Raw genomic sequence first — 15,496 nt, 5'->3', positions numbered from 1 at the left:
CTGTGTGCGCATGGCATGTCCCCTGCAGTCTGGCTTCGCCCTGAAAAGGAGCGTTGCCCTGTCATGACGAAGCGACCTTCTCGGCGGACCTTCCTCCACGCCGCGGGCGCCAGCCTCGCGCTCGGCGCGTGTGCGGGGAGCGCGCAGCTGCGGCAAAACGCTACATCCCCGGGCGCGGGCGCTCCGGAGCCTCCCGAGGGGCCTTCCTCCGGGGCGCCAGAGGAAGAGGACGTCACGCTACCGGCGGGCGGCGTGATGCCGACGAGGGCTCTCGGGCGGACCGGCGTGAAGGTCAGCCTCCTCGGCCTCGGCGGCTTCCACATGGCGGTCCCCAAGGACGAGCAGGAGAGCATCCGTCTCGTTCGCTTCGCGATCGATCACGGGGTCACCTTCCTCGACAACTGCTGGGATTACCACGATGGCAAGAGCGAGGAGCGCATGGGCAAGGCGCTCCAGGACGGATACCGCAGCAAGGTCTTCCTGATGACCAAGCTCGACGGCCGCACCCGGGCGACCGCGGAGGCGCAGCTCGAGCAGTCGCTCCGGCGGCTGCGCACCGACGTCATCGATCTCGTGCAGATGCACGAGATCATCCGGATGAGCGATCCCGAGCAGATCTACGGGCCCGGCGGCGCGATGGAGGCGCTCGTGGCCGCGAAGAAGGCCGGCAAGATCCGGTTCATCGGCTTCACGGGGCACAAGGACCCGGACATCCACCTCGCCATGCTGAAGATGGCCGAGCGGCAGGGCGTCCCGCTCGACACCGTGCAGATGCCTCTCAACGTCCTGGATCCCCATTACCGGAGCTTCGAGAAGGCGGTGCTCCCGGTGCTGACGCAGCAGGGCATCGGGGTGCTGGGGATGAAGCCGTTCGCCGGCGGGGAGATCGCGAAGGCGGGCGTGGTCTCGCCGATAACCTGCCTGCACTATCCCATGAGCTTGCCGACGTCGGTGGTCATCACCGGCTGCGATAGCCTGGGTGTCCTCAAGCAGGCGCTCAAGGCGGCTTACACGTTCCAGCCGCTCGGCAGCGAGCGCGTCTCGGCGATCCTGGCGCGCACCGCCGAGCTCGGGGCCAGAGGGGACCACGAGCATTTCAAGACCACGGAGCGCTACGATGGCACGACGAAGAACCCCCACTGGCTGACGACCGCGAACCTTTGAACGGGAACCCCGCGGGGGCTCCCAACGCAAGGGGGCAAGCCTCGCCACGGACGTCGCCGAGCAGGCGCCCTGCTCCTCCGCCGGCGCCCCGCGCGCGCCAGCCGCCGCACGTGCCCGAGCGTGTGGATTTTCTGGCCCCACAAGAGAGAGCACCGCCGATGGCATCGATCGATTGTTGAACTACCGTCGCTTTCCCAGGAGAGTGAATGAATCAGGGGTGCATGTTCGACATGGCCGGCTGCGTCGCCGCCCGGTGGTGGCCTTCAAAGGCCAGTCTTCAAAACTGGCCGTCATTCGGGCGGGGGTTCAGGGAAGAGGGAGAGCTGCTCGGGGGCCCTCGGCTTCGGTCGCCACGACAGGAGATCGAGTTGCACCGGGCCGGGCGGAGGTGCGTCATGAGCAGGCGTAACCGGTGCGACGGGCGGCGGGTCCGGCTGGACGGTCGGACGGCGGAGCGCGGGCGTCGGCGCGGTGACGAGCCGCAGGAAGCCACGGCCGCCGGGCAACGGCCTGGAGGGCGCTTCCGGCTGCCAGTGCTCCAGTGGCTGCGGCTGCGGCTTCTCGTCGGCCGGCTCGGTCAGGATGGCGTCCAGGAGCTCCTCCAGATCCCACACGTGCCGGGTGAGTCCAGCCTCCATCGCGGGCGTGACGCGCAGCGTGCGCGGGGTCCAGCAGAGGTTGAAGTACGTGTAATGCAGGGCGACGGCGGCCCTATGGTGCTCGGGGCTCTTGCTGAAGGCGTACGAGAGCCTTCTCATGCGTCCGAGCAGATGGCGCGTGGTGCCATTCAGCCGCTCCACGTACGCCGTAGAAGCCTTCTTCGCGTCGGGTGCGCCGTAGATCGTGTGCTTCGTGATGAACGGGTCACGGGGAGGCTCGTACCGATGGTCCGGGCCGCGGTAGGAGGCAGTGCGGTAGTTTTTGACAGTCTGCATGAAGTCGACGCTGAGCCCGAAGTGCGCTGCTACAGCAGCGATGTACGGCGCAAATCCGTCCGTGGTGATCTGCGGCATCACCAGGAGTCGAGACCGAAGGTCTGCGACGAAGGCGCTGCACGTCTCCATGTCGCGCTTGCCGACACGCCAGGCGATGACGAGGCGCGATGCCGTGTCCATGGCCGCGAAGGAGTACGTTTCGCCTATTCCGGGCGCGTCGGAAGCCGTCACGCGGGCTTGCTTTTACCCACATAGGAAAACACTTCATCGGCCTGGATCAGCTCGCAGCGGAGCCCGCGCACGAGCCGGTCATGCAGGCGCTGCGCACCGGCGCCGAGAGCGAGCCCGAAGCGGCTGATTGCCGCTCGGCTGACGTCGGTCATCCGGCTGACCGCGCGCTCGCTGTTGCCGTCCACCAAGGCCGCGAGCACGGCAAGCTGCCGCTCGCGTGGGAGCACGTTCGCCACGGGACCCTTGCCTCTCCCCAGGCGCGGCCGTACCCTTCGCGGTGCAATGGGCGCGAGGTAGGCGACTGCCTGGCGTTTCGCAGCCCTGCTTCCGGGGACCAGCCGGAGGCAGGGCGCTTTCGTCTAAGGTCCTTCGATTATAGCGCTTTTGCCGAGGGAAAGCGCTCTGAAGGGCGCGCGGCAGATGCCGACAGGACGGGGTATGTCATAGCCTACAGGACGCCGTTGCCTCGGGATGCGCGTGAAACCCTGACTCCCCGCGGTAAGCGCTGCGCGAAGCGCCGTCTCCCCCTGGCCGCGCTGTCCAGTTCATGATGGCGTGCATGACAAGGACGAAGGCGACCGAAGTGATGTGGTCCGAGCGCGTTCGGGCGTGGCGCGAGAGCGGTGAAACGGCGGAGGAGTTCGCGCGGAGCCGCGGATTTGCGGCCTCGACGCTGCACGGCTGGTCGAGCCGGCTGTCGCGGACCGAGCGGCCGCGCTTTCTGCGGCTGGTGCCGAAGGCGCCCGCCGTGACAAGCAGCGCTTCGGAGCTCGTCGTCGAGGTCGGTGGCGCGCGCGTGCGCGTGGCAGCGGGCTTCGACGCCGCGCTGCTGGCCGACGTGGTCCGCGCCCTCGGCGGTGGCGCGCGATGATCCCGGCCGGCGTGCAGGTGTTCGTCGCGCTGGAGCCGGTGGACATGCGCTACGGCTTCGAGCGGCTCTCGGGGCTGATTCGCGAGCGTGTGGGGTATGAGGCGCGCTGCGGAGCGCTGTTCGCGTTCATCGGCAAGCGGCGGACCAGCATCAAGATCCTCTTCTTCGACGGCAGCGGACTCTGCCTGTTTTCAAACCACCTGTCTTCATACTACACCTCTTTCGAATTCAGACGAGGACGTTGGTTCCGGCTCCGTGATGCACGGGCTGCCGCTGCCCGGTCGCTGAGGCGATCCCAGCGGCTGCAGTGCTTCCTGGGGTGAGTCGCCGGCTCCTCGTAAAGCCACGCGTGGCCGTTGTACGCGTGCGCCTTGATGATGCGGTGCTTCACCCAGCTGATCAGGGTGGACTCGTGAATTCCAAGGCGAGCGGCGAGCTCCTCCTTGGTGAGAAGCCCGCGGGCGCGCAGTCGATCGAAGCGTGGTCTCAAGTTATACGTATGCACGATGTACTGCACGCGCTTCGGCGTGAAGCGGGCCCCGCCACGGCCGGGCCACGCGGCCCCGCCGGGATGGAGCCCACGCGCGTTAAGAATGTCGGCGATCTCGTCGTAGATGTGATGGTCGAGCAGCCGGTCGACGAGCTCCACAATCTTCGCCGGCGTCTTCACTTTCTCCCAGGAAGCTTTCGGGTTAACGGTCGTAATGGTCGTCGTTTGACCGCCTCGGAAGCGAATATGGATCTTCGTGGTCGCGTCGGCAGATTGCTTCACGAGCGTCGCGTCCTCCACCACGTAGGCGAGCATTCGCTTCCGCTCCCGATTCGGCGTCGTCGGGTCGAACCACAGCCGCTTGAAGTCAGTCGTCATCGCGACGAGTCGATCGCGAAGCGCCTCGTCGATCGCGATCCCATCGTCGTGTCGAGCGCGCTCGCGTTCGTCGCGCGCTTTCGCCAGTACGCGAAGTTTGTCGTTCCAATTGGACTCGAGCGTATCTGCGACGAGACGGTTGGCGGGGTCAACCATCATGAAGCGGCGCTGTGCGAGGTCAGCGTCGACCTGCGCCCGCTCGATCGCGTGACACCGAAGCTGATCCGCCTGCTCGTACCGAGTCTCGACCTCTCTCCGAATCTCGAGCGCCAACTCGACGGCGGCAGGCGTCATCTTCTCGGTCACCAAGAGCCCGACCGCCTCGTCGATGGGAGGCCCTGCGAGGGATTGGCAGTTCGGTTCGGCATGGGAATCGGTGGCGCGGTCACAGACGTACCAGGACTCGAGCTTCCCTCGAGCCTCCCTGTAGCGTACGCGAAGATGCTGCCCGCATCGCCCACAGACGGCGCGCCCCTGCAGGAGCGCGCTGCCCTCGCGCGGCGGCGATGCACGCGCGGCGTCGTACCCGCGACCGTTCGACGCGAGGAGCCGGAGATTCTCCTGGTATCGGTCCCACGTGATGTAACCAGGATGGGCGTTGGGAATGCAGGCAAGCCAGTCCTCGCTCGCGCGCTTCCGCTGCGTCTTCTTTCCATCGATTGTACGACTGTACACACGCTGTCCGTACGCGTAGGCACCGGCGTACCGCGGGTTGCGCAGCGTCCGCATCGCCGCCGATGCCGTGAGCGGACGGAAGATCACGCCCGCGGCTGGGGCGCGGAGGCGAGAAGGGAAACGGAGGCCCTCGTCTCGAAACGCCTTGACCGTCTGGTGTGCCGAGCCGACGCGGGCGAAGGTCTCGAAGAGGTGCGCGATCGTTTCGCGCACCTGCGCATCCGGGTCGAGGACGACGGTCCCGCTCTCATCGTAGACGAAGCCGGTGGGGAGAACGCATCGATACTCACCGCGCCTGACCTTGTTCAGGACCCCGCCGCGCAGTCTCGCCTTCAGGACGTGCAGTTCCGCCTCGCTCATCGTTCCCTTGAGGCCGAGAAGGAGACGATCGTTGAAGTTCGTCGGGTCGTACACGCCATCCTCGTCCAGGATCAGGGTGTTCGCCAGGGCGCAGATCTCGAGCAGTCGATGCCAGTCGGCGTTGTTCCTCGCGAGCCGCGAGACCTCGAGCCCCATCACGATGCCGGCACGCCCGAGCCCGACATCCGTCACCAGCCGCCGAAACCCTTCGCGCCAAGCCGCGGATGCGCCCGACTCTCCCTGGTCGGAGTCGATCACGACGATGCGATCGTCGGGCCAGCCGAGCGCTGTCGCGCGCGCCCGAAGCGCATACTGGCGCTTCGTGCTCTCAACGTTCTCGACCACCTGCTTCATCGACGACTGTCGGATGTAGAGGTAAGCTTCACGCTCGAGATGGTGCGACTGAACTTTGCGCGATTCATTCATGGTTCCTCGGGGGAGTGGAACTCCTCGCCATCGCTGCGAAGAGGTGAACAACGGCTCGTTGTTCATCATCGGGGGTCAAGCTTGGAGGCGACGGTTGCGTCGTGCGCGATGTCGTGCTCTGGGCGGCCGCTGCCCGCGCCCAAGCCCACATGCCTCGCCGAAGCAAAAGCGCAAGACCGCTCCTCGCTTCGAGGGGGAGCCGTTCGCCAAGAGCGGCCGCTCGCAATGCCTCGTATTGCTCGGTCACTCTCACCCTCGCAGCGGCTTCCTCGGCACCCGCTCGGGTGCCCGCTGTGTCGTTTTTTTTCCGCCGAGCGCCCGCTCGATCGTTCTGGGGTGGATCTCGACCGAAAACACCTGCCAGACCAGCCTCGCCAACTCGCGCGCCCGGAGCGGTTTCCCCGGGACGATCCGTTTCTCGACGAAGGCCAAAATGTCACCCTGGAGCTTGTGCGGCCCACGGGGGCCCCTTTTCTTTGGCACGAGTCCGCCAAGCCCCGACTCATCGAAGCTCGCTCTGGCCTGGTAGTACGTCGGGCGAGAGACCCCGTACTCGGCGGCGGCCTGCGTTACTGACAGGTTGTCGATCGACACGCGGCGCAACATCTCGTACCTCACCTGCATCAGGTCGCGAGAATCGAAGAAGCCGCCCGTCTGGAACTTCGGATCGCTGACCTCGTCGGGGGACGGGTTCAATGTGCCGTCCTCGCGGAGCGCTGCGGTCTTCGGCTCTGTCCGGTCGCCTCGTTTCGGCATGAGCCCTCCGACATGTGAGTCACGATAACTAGGCCGCATCGGTGACCGATGTCAAACATGCGCAACGCGTATTGGTCAGATCTTGTCGCGCATTTTCGCATGTTCGGGTCGTCTCTTCTTTGTAGGCGGCACATTTCGCTTTACATGTGCGGTGTTATTCCCTTTACGCGCTTGAGCCCGGCCCGCCTGCTCGACGAGGTGCGACACCAGGCCGGCGAGTTCCAGGAGATCGGCTACCCGGAGCAGCGCGCGCCCCTCGCCGATGACGAGCTCCGGATCGGGCGCGACGACGTCGGTCCACTGCCGCGGCACCGAGTAGACGTGCGCCTCGTCGACGCGCAGCAGGAGCCGCGTCCCGTACCGGTTGTACCGCTCGCCCACGCAGACGAGCTGCCGTCCGCTGAGCGGGTGGAACGGGTGCGTCACGCGCACAAGACGCTCGCCCGTGGGCGAAGGGCGTGCAGTTCGTGGTGAGGTACAAACGTCTTGATCGCGGGGCGTTCGTGCTGCCCGACCCCCCGACCGAGGGCGCCACGCACGTCGAGGTGGACGACGCGACGCTCGAGACGCTGCTCGACGGCATCGAGATCGCGCCGACGTCCAAACCGCGAAGGCGTGCATCGCGCCGCGTCCACTGAGCCGCACGAATTCACTCGACAAGTACGCTCCGCTTACGTAGAGCGGCGTCGTGCACGACGCTGCCGCAAAGCCGACGCCGACGCCCGAGCAGCAGCGCATCGCGCAGCTCGAAGCGGAGCTCGCAGCGGCCAAGAGCGAGCTCGTCGGAGCGCGCGATGCGCTCGCGCAGCTTCGGCGCGCCTACACCCGTGCGCTCGAGCAACTCCAGCTTTTGCAACGTCGACTGTTCGTGGCGAAAGCGGAGCGCGCCGAGGTGAGCGCGGAGCAGCTCGCGTTCGAGTCGATGTTCCTCGAGGTCCAGCGTCTCCAGAAGGCACTCGACGACGCCGAGCGCAAGACGGGCGACGAGCGGCAGGACGACGACCCCAAGGGGCCGAAACGAAGGACCGGCAGCAAGGGCCGTCGCGACCTGTCCGAGTCGGACCTGCCCGTCGTCCGCATTGAGCTCTCCTGTCCTGAGCTCGATGCGACGGCGACGCGCATCGGGGTCGAGGAGACCTCGCGACTCGGCTACGAGCGCGGCGGAATGCGCCGCATCGTGCTCGCACGCGTCGTGTACAAGGCCGAGCGGTCCGTCACGGATGCGAGCAGCGCTGGCGAGGGGGAAGCTGCCCCGCTCCAGGTCGTCGCGAGAGAGGTCCCGGCGCCGACGCCCGCAGCGAGCGTCAGCCCCGAGAACACGGCAGCGGCCGGCGAGCCGAGCGCTTGCTCCACAGCGCTCGATGCGCCGCCGCCGGCGCCGAAGGGCGAGACCTGCACGGTCTTCATCACGACGCCGCTTCCGAAGGAGCTGTTCCGGAGGTCGCTTCTCGCGCCGTCCATCATTGCGCACATCCTCATCAGCAAGTACCTGCTCGGTGTCCCGTTCTATCGACTGGAGCAGCAGCTGGAGCTTCAGGGCGCGTCGCTCGATCGCGGCACGATGTGCCGCTACGCCGAAGACGCGGGCGCGACCCTGGGCGCCATCGTCGAGGCCGCGCGCAAAGAGGCCTTCGAGACCGCCTTCTGCCTGTCCACGGACGCTACCGGGGTCTCCATCCAGCCTGGGCCCATCCAGGAGCGCAAGGACAAGAAGCCCGGGCCGTGCCGCAAAGGACACTTCTTCGTCGTCCTCGCGGACAAGGATCACGTCTTCTTCGAGTACCAGCCCAAGCATACCAGCGCTGCGGTTTGCGAGATGTTCCGCGGCTTCTCTCGGTACATTCAAGCCGACGCTCACGCCATCTATGACGCCCTCTTCCGCGGCACACCACCAAGAGGCGCTGCTGCCGACGAGAAGCGCGGTCCGCCCCCGACCGAAGTCGGATGCTGGTCGCATTGCCGTACCAACTTCTGGGAGGCGGCGGTCTGCAAGCACGAGCTCGGCGTCGAGGGGCTGCGTCGCATCAACGCCATCTTTGCGGTCGATCGCAAGCTCGCGGATCTTGCGCCCGCACAGCGCAAGGTGCGCCGTGACGCCGTCGTCCGCCCCTTGGTCGACGCGTTCTTTGCGTGGGCGAGGGCCGAGCACGCGCGTCCCCGCGAGCGCGGCCTGGTCTCTACTGCGCTCGGCTACGCCCTCAATCAAGAGCAGCCCCTGCGGCGCTTCCTCGATGATGGTCGGCTGCGCCTGGAGAACAACGCGAGCGAGCGAGCTCTGCGATCCATCGCGGTTGCAAGGAAGTCCTGGCTCTTCTTCGGCAGCGACGACCACGCCTCGGCCGCCGCCAACCTCTTCTCGCTCGTGGCAAGCTGCAAGCTCCACGGTCTCGACCCCGAGGCCTACCTCGCCGACGTCATCCGCGTGATGCCCTACTGGCCGCGGGACCGCTACCTCGAGCTCGCCCCCAGGTACTGGGCGCGCACCCGCACCCGGCTCGTCGCCGACGAGCTGAAGCTCGCCCTCGGGCCGATCACCGTCCCGCCCCCGCTTCCCGCGGAAGAGCAGCACGCGACGGGCTGACTGAGCCGGTTCCATCGCCCCCATCTTGCACCAGCTGACCGAGGTTGGGGCCGACGGCGCTTCATGCAGCGCTTACTCCCCGCGGTCGAGGCGAGCAGATCCGCGGGCTCCGGGCGGGCTACGCGGCGCCAACGTCGTTCGGCCGATTCGTCGCGGCTGGCCCGCTCGTCTCGGGCGCCTAGTCAGATGGACCGAGTACGCGAGCAAGTCTGCTGAGCGTCTCGGTCTCCACCATAATCCGTAGAGGGTCGACGCCCCATGCTGAGCTAGATGGCCGGGTAGCGAGGTCGTTCATTTCCAGCAGCCGCAGTAGCCGATTCGGGTTACTGACACCATCAAGTACGCCGTCGGCTTTATCCAGCGACTTGAATTTGCCGGCGAACATAAGCACGCGCCACGGGATTTTAGGCCATTCGTCCTTGTTTTTGCCGGAAATAACATCTTGGTCAAAGGCGACGAGCATGCAGCGATCCTCACTGCACGTGCTGAGCCCCCACGAGACTACTCTTCTCAGGTCGGCGAGTTCGCCGCCGGAAAGGTCTGCGAGAACGCGAGCCGTGCCACGAAAGAACGCGTCTGGTGTTTTCTGTTCGCTAACGTACTCGCGGGCCAGTACCGCAAGAGGCGTCACTACTGCTGGATCGACTGCTTCACCGAGCGCCCGAACCGACCGAAGGACCGTCTCTCGAACAAACGGCTCTTCTTGGTGTGCGTCGATGAGCCCGGCGACCTCCTCAGGCGTAACCTGGTCGTCTTCCTGACCATGCAGGAGTTCGTACCACCACTTAGCGACCTCGCGCTCCTTCCAGCCGCGGGCGATGGCGAACACAGTCGTCAGCGCCCATGGTAAGAGGCCAGCTCCTCCCTGGATGGCAGCCATGCTAGGTCCAGCGCCTGACGCCAGCGCTATTCCAGCGCCCGTACCGCCGGCAATTACTGCGTTAGCCGCATCCTTCAACATCGCATTCGCTCGCTCGCGCATCTCGCGGTCGGTCATGAGCACCATGATACACCAGCGCGCCGATGGTCGCCGTGTCCCCGGATGAAGCGGGGCGCGCATCTGACGACCACAGTGCGGGCTGTCGCGTGTTCGGATGAGCGGCTGCCGAGCCGCCACCGGGGACGGACGCCCACCGCGCCGGCCAGGGCGCTGCCGAACGGACGCGGGTTCCTGCGACTGGTCGGGAGCGCGCCGGCTGCGCCCGCTGGGCCTACGACGCCCGCGGGGCCGGAACCGCCACCGTCGGAGCCTCCGCCTGCGGGGATGCCGAGGCCGATGGTGCAGCTGAGCTTGTTCCCGCCTGATCCGCCTGACTAGATGGGGCGGAGCCTGCTGCATGTGCAGTTCCCGCACCTGAGTCTGCGGCGCGTGCCGCGGATACAGGAGGCGCAGTGCTAGTTGAGATACCAGCGAGGCTCAATACCCGCACCGCCAGCGTAAATGCCCTATTTACTTTGGCTACGGACATTGGATGACATGCGGACATGTAGCGAGATGTCACTGACAAGCCATATAGCTCGCGATAGTCAGAGTCTACGGCACGAAGCTTCGGATGTACGAAAATTCGTTTGCCGCGATCTTTGTGCTTGAACGTCATCGGCGCGTGCGAGCTAGGAAAAAGAACGTGCGAGACAGCGTGCACGGCGGCATAAAACAGCATGGTGACGCGCCACTCTGGTGTGCACGCACCCGCAGACTGCTCGAAGTTCTTTCTCGCCAGATGTTCATGAGACAAGCTCACGGGAATACCTTAATCCAGAGTTCCTCGGGGCGCCCTTCCCCTTCAACAAACGAGCCATCGATATATGGGTCACCATGAGGTGCATAGACGCCTTGCAGCTCGGACGCCAGAGTTGCTCCTGCCTCACTTAGCTCTTCAGTCCATTCTGGACCAGTAATAACAAAGCTCGTGCCGTCTGGACTCAAGTATGCCGCCGTAACACCACTTATCTTCGGCGCTCGTCCCCTGATTGCGGCGGCAATCAGCTCGTGAAGCCGGTTCGGGTAACCAAGCGCCGCATCACGAACTCCACCCTTCGCAGCAACCAGTGCCTCTATCGCAATGCGCTCGGCGCTGGAGGCGACCGATTCGACGGTCGCGACTCGCTTACTGATGTCTTTGTTGATGTCTTTCGATGCGCGCAACTCGTCCTGCAATAGGACCAAAAACTGTTCATGTAGCGCCCGATCGTTCGACTGCGCTCTGCCGGGTTCCCAGGACTCTTTTTCAGTCGAAATCCATGGATCCGTAGCGTCCTGCGATTGACGAACAATCTTCCTTATTGTGTTTAGAAGATCTTCCTCAGATGCTGAACGCATTGCCTTCCCCCCTCCTCCCATGTATGTCGACTAATCGACACGTCTTTTAGTATATATGAGATCCACACCTTTGTGGCCTGCGGATCAAGAGATGACCAGCGAAAGCTCCTGATATCACCAGGACCTTTGGCCTTGTATTCAACTCCGCAGCTCTCCATCGAGCATGTGCCGTCGACAACCAGCTGTGGGACCGGAGCCACGTCAGCTCTACGCCAATTGTCTAGCTGCAATTCGGCCTCAACGAGAGCAATACCTCCGGCTGTAATCGGCTCCACGATGGAGAAAAACCACTCCGCAACCTTTCCAGACTCCTTCCTCGATATCATGTTTTTCGGTGGCCGACTCTTGGGCTTATGCCGAAGACCTATGTGAAGAAAAAACTCTGGAGGTCGGCCAGTTTCTTCCGACGTGTCGATGTGAAACCACGCATAATACGGAGCATCTTCCTCTTCCGAAAGGAAAGAGCTTTCAATAATAGTCGACGGGCTGGTGGCCTGCTTCTTCTTCCAGCCAGAAAGCTCCTGGGTAAGCTTCTGAACTATTCCCGTGCTTGCCGTTGTTTTATTAACAAGCAGCATGAACTGTAGGTTTCGAAGAACGGCGTTCTCATGTTCACTAGTCTCCACGTGGATCTCTTAGATGGGCGTCTTGCTTGCGGGAAGCTCAAGCTGTAGGCTACAGTTCAGCTTTAGTTATGCCCAGGCTAGGGCAACGTGCCTCAGGTTGCAATTCCAGGAATCTCTGCATCTACTGAACTTCTATCCAGGGAATATTTGCCGCAGATTCTTGAGTGTGCGAGGATGTGCCACATGTCGCACCTGTCTCAGGCGAAGGTCTACTGTAGCATCGTCCCTGAGCGGCTAGTATGGCGGAGAGTTGACTCGGTGCCCTCCTGCCGCTTCCCACTGCGCCATCACGGCGATGACGTGTAGCGCCGAGCTGGTTTGCTTCTTGCCATCTGGATGGCGCACCGCCTTGTGCGAGGGCTTGGTCTTCTCGTGGATGAGGACGTGGAGGACGGCGGTCCGGAGTTTGTCGCGGTTTTAGGGCGCACGCCTGGGAGGTCGGCCAGCGCGCGAACTCCGCCAGCGACGAGGGAGAGGTCCTCGGCGCTCAGCACGCGCTTCATGAAGTCGGGGTGGCTCACCGCCGCCACCGCCTCAACTTCAGCGCGAGCGCTTCCCGAGCGATCCGGAGCCTCGACGCTGCCGTGTGCGGGTTCATCCGGCGCCGTCGGGCGTAGGCGGCAAGGCTCTCCGGATCGTCCACGGAGAGGAGGGCATCCCGCTGCCAGGGCGGGAGCTCGCTCATGGCGTCGAGCACCTCGCGCGCCTCGATCTGCGCGTGCATGTCGATGCCGACGGGCTCGTGCAGCAACCCGAGCGGCGACGGGTGGGGGACAACGCGTCGCACGTACGTGGACCTGAAGTAGTGCGAGGCAAGGCGCCAGGCGATCCCGTGTAGCCACTTCCGCAGGGCGTCCCTGGGCTTGTCCCTCGGGTCGGGTCTGTAGAGCCCGCGGCGGATGGCGTTCCAGGCGTTGAGCAACACCTCGGCCTCCACGTCGCGGCGGTCGCGCTTCGGGATGCCGGCGAGCGTCGCCAGGACGATGCCGCGCTCCACGAGGATCGCCTCCATCGTCGGCTTCTTCCTGGGGTGGCGCGCGGCAGGCGGGCGTCCGTAACCACCCGGCGATCGCCATGGGCACGGCCCCTTGCAGCTCTCGGCGGGGTCGAGGAGGCTGGACGCGGGGCGGCGTCGGCCCACGACTCGGCGCGGGCACAGGCGGTCCTGAGAAAGGGCCCGGCAAGGCGGCATCCGCCTAGGTCGCCGGCCGAGGCTCGCGTTGTTCAGGTCGCGTCGGCGTCGCCGGTGCTCGGAGCAGCGTGCGACGACTTCGTCCAGGCGTCGGGCAGCAACTCGTCCAGCCGGTCGCGCGGCCAGCCCGCCTGCAACTTGCCGATGATGTCTGTCGCCCAGGCGAGCGGGTTGACTCCGTGCATTCGACACGAGCCGAAGATCGTGTAGCCGATGGCCAGGCGCTGAGCGCCCTTGTCGGAGCCCGCGAATAGGTAGTTCTTTCTTCCGAGCGCGACACGTCTTAGCTGCCGCTCGACCTCGCCGTTGTCTATCTCGAAGCGTCCATCCGTGAAGCAGCGCCGCCATGCCGCCTCCTGATTGATGGCGTACTGGGTGGCGATGCAGAGCGGCGTGCCTGGTACGAGCCGCAGGTGCAGCTCGTGAATCCACTGATACAGCTCATCCACAACGGGGAGCGACCGCTCCTGCCGGCGCGCCAGGCGCGTCTCCGTGGGCAGCGCCTCCTCCTTGCAGGCCGCCTCGATCCGGTAGATGGCCTTGAAGTACGAGAGCGCCACCGCGGCCCGCGTGTCGCCGCCCTTTGCCGCCTTCTCGAGCTTGGCGCGGATGTGCATCCCGCAGCCAAGCCGACGCTCCTCGGGCACGATCATCTCGCCGCCTTCACCTCCGCGGAGCATCGCGCCATAACCCGCGTACCCATCGCCCTGCAAGTAGCCGGTGAAGCCCTGCAGCAGCGCGGCAGGATGCTTCGCCTTCCAGTCCGGTGCGTACAGGAACGCCACGAGATCTGCCCCGACGAAGGCCCAGATGTGGCCACGCTTCACCCCCGTCGGATGATCTCGATCCAGGACCCGCATCCCCGTGTCGTCGGCGCGCAGGTAGAACGAGTCCAGTACCCGCTCCTCGATCCTCTCAGCCACCGGAGCGAGCACATCGAGCGCGAAGGCCGACCAGTCGCCCAGGGTCGACGGGGACAGCGACACGCCGAAGCGCGCGTACTGCTGCGACTGCCGGTACAGCGGCATCGAATCCTCGAACTTCTCGACAAGGATGCTGGCGAGCAGCCCCGGTCCCGGACGCCCCCGGTCCATCACCTTCTCGCTGTCCGCCGTCGTTACGCCTTGCTCCGGGCAGCGCGGGCAGGCGAGCTTCTCCCGCCGCTCCTCGATGATCTTGAACTGCGCCGGAACGAACTCGAGCACTTCGCTCGTACGATGGCCAATGCACTTCTTGTCCGCGCCGCACTGGGGGCACGTCCGCTCCGCCTCGGGGACGGGCACCACGCGCGTCTCACGCGGCAGGTGCTCGGGAAGCGGCGCGCGCCCGCCCCGTCCTCGCGGCGGCTTCGGCGGCTCAGGAGGTTGCGGCACCAGCCCCTGCTCCGGTTGCGGCGGAGCTTCCGCCCCGAGCTCGGCGAACATCAGCATCAGCTGCTCGGTCGAGATCTGCTGGCTCTTGCGGCCGTACAGCTCCCGCAGCGCGCTCGCGAGCTTCGCCGAGAGCGCCGTATTCTTGTCGCGCAGCTGGACCAGCAGCCCGAGCACCAGCTCGATGAGCTCTGGAAGCTGCCCGGCGGCCGCCAGCTGCTCGAGCTTGTGCCGCACGTCCGCCAGATCGGCGGGCAATTGTGCCTGGGACTGAAGAGGACTGGTCACGTGGCGCGCGGGATAGCTATCCCGCGCGCATCCATCAAGCTTTGCTTCGACGGAGCAATTTTTCTCACGCCGGGCCTCCAGCGCTTGCGCCGCACGGCCTGGGACAGGTCGAACCCTTCGAGCATCAGCGACAGCTCGGCCGCCTCGACCTCGACGTGCGTGGCCCCCTTGGGCAGGTCGCAGGAGAGATGGAATCGCCCGCGAGCCAATTTCTTCGCCACGATCATGTACCCCGTGCGGTCCCAGAACAAGACGCGCATCTGGTCGCCTCGCCGATTCCTGAACACGAACAGATGCCCGCAGAGCGGGTCGGCTCCGAAGCGCTGAGAGACCAAGGCCGACAGCCCATCGAAGCTCTTGCGCAGATCCGTGGGCTCGGCTGCGACGTACACGCGCACCGACGGCGGCAGCGTCAGCACGGCGTCTCCTCGGCCGCGAGCGCCAGTACCCGCTCGAGCGTGGCCGGGTCGAAGCCCGGCCGGACCCGCACGACCCGCCCGTTGGGCAGCGCGATCTCGATCGGCTCTGGCGCGACGGCCGATGCGTCCGTCACCACGTGGACCGGCAGAAAACGCGGTGCCTCGGTCAACGACGACGGCGAGGGTTGCGAGGGCCGGTCAGCGCGCAGCTTCCAGCGCCACCAGTACAGCTGCTTCGGCATGTACCCTTCGCGCCGCGCGAACTTCTCGGCGCTCAGCCCGCTGCGCTCCCATCGCTCCACCCGCTCGGCCCACTCCGCCTTCGTCGCCATCGCTTCCTCCTTCGTCGCGATGGGGACTGGTAACCGGCCTCGACGGGGTGGTCACGATGGCGTTGGCCGGGCGCTTACGGGC

15 protein-coding genes and 2 pseudogenes are annotated in these 15,496 nt (G+C 65.5%); 6 read left to right on the top strand and 11 right to left on the bottom strand.

From position 1 onward, the window contains the following. Nucleotides 1-63: 63 nt before the first annotated feature. On the top strand, nucleotides 64-1,164 hold the full coding sequence (locus WME97_RS41560; RefSeq protein ID WP_437546113.1) for an aldo/keto reductase: 1,101 nt from the start codon (nucleotides 64-66) through the stop codon (nucleotides 1,162-1,164). A 290-nt stretch (nucleotides 1,165-1,454) separates the two neighbouring features. Here WME97_RS41560 and WME97_RS41555 read toward each other — a convergent pair. Beyond that, nucleotides 1,455-2,566 (bottom strand): annotated as a pseudogene (locus tag WME97_RS41555) (IS1 family transposase). Nucleotides 2,567-2,889: 323 nt separating this feature from the next. On the opposite strand from WME97_RS41555, the gene tnpA (WME97_RS41550) reads away from it, so the two are divergent. Both tnpA (WME97_RS41550) and tnpB (WME97_RS41545) read left to right on the top strand, forming a co-directional pair. After that, nucleotides 2,890-3,201, top strand: a complete 312-nt coding sequence (gene tnpA / locus WME97_RS41550) for an IS66 family insertion sequence element accessory protein TnpA (protein WP_437546111.1) — start codon at nucleotides 2,890-2,892, stop codon at nucleotides 3,199-3,201. After that, nucleotides 3,198-3,524, top strand: coding sequence for an IS66 family insertion sequence element accessory protein TnpB (gene tnpB / locus WME97_RS41545; protein WP_437546109.1), 327 nt, complete (start codon nucleotides 3,198-3,200; stop codon nucleotides 3,522-3,524). Before tnpA (WME97_RS41550) ends, tnpB (WME97_RS41545) begins: the two co-directional genes overlap by 4 nt. On the opposite strand, the gene WME97_RS41540 is transcribed toward tnpB (WME97_RS41545), so the two are convergent. The 3 genes from WME97_RS41540 to WME97_RS41530 form a co-directional block, all read right to left on the bottom strand. Next, nucleotides 3,413-5,530: a recombinase family protein gene (locus WME97_RS41540; RefSeq protein ID WP_437546107.1), complete on the bottom strand. Its 2,118-nt coding sequence runs from the start codon at nucleotides 5,528-5,530 to the stop codon at nucleotides 3,413-3,415. The two genes, tnpB (WME97_RS41545) and WME97_RS41540, sit on opposite strands and share 112 nt — an antisense overlap. Before the next feature lie 249 nt (nucleotides 5,531-5,779). Continuing rightward, nucleotides 5,780-6,286, bottom strand: coding sequence for a helix-turn-helix domain-containing protein (locus WME97_RS41535; RefSeq protein ID WP_437546105.1), 507 nt, complete (start codon nucleotides 6,284-6,286; stop codon nucleotides 5,780-5,782). A gap of 75 nt (nucleotides 6,287-6,361) precedes the next feature. Next, nucleotides 6,362-6,712, bottom strand: coding sequence for a DUF5372 family protein (locus WME97_RS41530; RefSeq protein ID WP_437546103.1), 351 nt, complete (start codon nucleotides 6,710-6,712; stop codon nucleotides 6,362-6,364). Nucleotides 6,713-6,744: 32 nt separating this feature from the next. On the opposite strand from WME97_RS41530, the gene tnpB (WME97_RS41525) reads away from it, so the two are divergent. Beyond that, nucleotides 6,745-6,924, top strand: coding sequence for an IS66 family insertion sequence element accessory protein TnpB (gene tnpB / locus WME97_RS41525; RefSeq protein ID WP_437546101.1), 180 nt, complete (start codon nucleotides 6,745-6,747; stop codon nucleotides 6,922-6,924). A gap of 50 nt (nucleotides 6,925-6,974) precedes the next feature. After that, nucleotides 6,975-8,867: an IS66 family transposase gene (gene tnpC / locus WME97_RS41520; RefSeq protein WP_437546099.1), complete on the top strand. Its 1,893-nt coding sequence runs from the start codon at nucleotides 6,975-6,977 to the stop codon at nucleotides 8,865-8,867. A gap of 178 nt (nucleotides 8,868-9,045) precedes the next feature. On the opposite strand, the gene WME97_RS41515 is transcribed toward tnpC (WME97_RS41520), so the two are convergent. Beyond that, the gene (locus WME97_RS41515) at nucleotides 9,046-9,864 is read right to left on the bottom strand and encodes a hypothetical protein (RefSeq protein WP_437546098.1); all 819 of its coding nucleotides are present in this window, start codon (nucleotides 9,862-9,864) and stop codon (nucleotides 9,046-9,048) included. Nucleotides 9,865-9,993: 129 nt separating this feature from the next. Between WME97_RS41515 and WME97_RS41510 the strand changes: the two are divergent. After that, nucleotides 9,994-10,185, top strand: a pseudogene (locus tag WME97_RS41510) (hypothetical protein); the annotation flags it as partial. Nucleotides 10,186-10,605: 420 nt separating this feature from the next. Here the strand turns inward: WME97_RS41510 and WME97_RS41505 are convergent. The 6 genes from WME97_RS41505 to tnpA (WME97_RS41480) form a co-directional block, all read right to left on the bottom strand. Continuing rightward, nucleotides 10,606-11,187 (bottom strand): hypothetical protein, encoded by a 582-nt coding sequence (locus WME97_RS41505; protein ID WP_437546096.1) that lies wholly within the window; start codon nucleotides 11,185-11,187, stop codon nucleotides 10,606-10,608. Further along, complete coding sequence (locus tag WME97_RS41500) at nucleotides 11,157-11,813, bottom strand: hypothetical protein (protein ID WP_437546094.1); 657 nt, start codon at nucleotides 11,811-11,813, stop codon at nucleotides 11,157-11,159. Before WME97_RS41500 ends, WME97_RS41505 begins: the two co-directional genes overlap by 31 nt. A gap of 517 nt (nucleotides 11,814-12,330) precedes the next feature. Then, nucleotides 12,331-12,825, bottom strand: coding sequence for an RNA polymerase sigma factor (locus WME97_RS41495; RefSeq protein ID WP_437546092.1), 495 nt, complete (start codon nucleotides 12,823-12,825; stop codon nucleotides 12,331-12,333). Between the two features lie 212 nt (nucleotides 12,826-13,037). Next, nucleotides 13,038-14,663 carry an IS66 family transposase gene (tnpC, locus tag WME97_RS41490; protein WP_437544796.1) on the bottom strand — a complete coding sequence of 542 codons (1,626 nt, stop codon included), beginning with the start codon at nucleotides 14,661-14,663 and terminating at the stop codon, nucleotides 13,038-13,040. Next, entirely contained in the window at nucleotides 14,660-15,082 is a 423-nt protein-coding gene (gene tnpB, locus WME97_RS41485) for an IS66 family insertion sequence element accessory protein TnpB (RefSeq protein WP_437544794.1), read from the bottom strand. Before tnpB (WME97_RS41485) ends, tnpC (WME97_RS41490) begins: the two co-directional genes overlap by 4 nt. Beyond that, a complete protein-coding gene (tnpA, locus tag WME97_RS41480) occupies nucleotides 15,076-15,414 on the bottom strand; it encodes an IS66 family insertion sequence element accessory protein TnpA (protein WP_437544793.1) in 339 nt (112 codons plus the stop codon). Before tnpA (WME97_RS41480) ends, tnpB (WME97_RS41485) begins: the two co-directional genes overlap by 7 nt. Nucleotides 15,415-15,496 lie beyond the last annotated feature (82 nt).

Origin of the sequence: Sorangium sp. So ce367 (assembly GCF_051520455.1) — a bacterium.
GTDB lineage: Bacteria > Myxococcota_A > Polyangia > Polyangiales > Polyangiaceae > Sorangium > Sorangium cellulosum_B.
Note: the sequence above shows the minus strand (reverse complement) of the source record. Positions and strands in the feature narration are given on the sequence as shown.

What these genes read in the sequence shown, in the direction of transcription:
- WME97_RS41560 (WP_437546113.1), top strand. Translation starts at nt 64, where the DNA reads ATGACGAAGCGACCTTCTCGGCGGACCTTCCTCCACGCCGCGGGCGCC.
- WME97_RS41515 (WP_437546098.1), bottom strand. Translation starts at nt 9,864, where the DNA reads ATGACCGACCGCGAGATGCGCGAGCGAGCGAATGCGATGTTGAAGGAT.
- tnpA (WP_437544793.1), bottom strand. Translation starts at nt 15,414, where the DNA reads ATGGCGACGAAGGCGGAGTGGGCCGAGCGGGTGGAGCGATGGGAGCGC.
- WME97_RS41540 (WP_437546107.1), bottom strand. Translation starts at nt 5,530, where the DNA reads ATGAATGAATCGCGCAAAGTTCAGTCGCACCATCTCGAGCGTGAAGCT.
- tnpA (WP_437546111.1), top strand. Translation starts at nt 2,890, where the DNA reads ATGACAAGGACGAAGGCGACCGAAGTGATGTGGTCCGAGCGCGTTCGG.
- WME97_RS41535 (WP_437546105.1), bottom strand. Translation starts at nt 6,286, where the DNA reads ATGCCGAAACGAGGCGACCGGACAGAGCCGAAGACCGCAGCGCTCCGC.
- tnpB (WP_437546109.1), top strand. Translation starts at nt 3,198, where the DNA reads ATGATCCCGGCCGGCGTGCAGGTGTTCGTCGCGCTGGAGCCGGTGGAC.
- WME97_RS41505 (WP_437546096.1), bottom strand. Translation starts at nt 11,187, where the DNA reads ATGCGTTCAGCATCTGAGGAAGATCTTCTAAACACAATAAGGAAGATT.
- WME97_RS41495 (WP_437546092.1), bottom strand. Translation starts at nt 12,825, where the DNA reads ATGGAGGCGATCCTCGTGGAGCGCGGCATCGTCCTGGCGACGCTCGCC.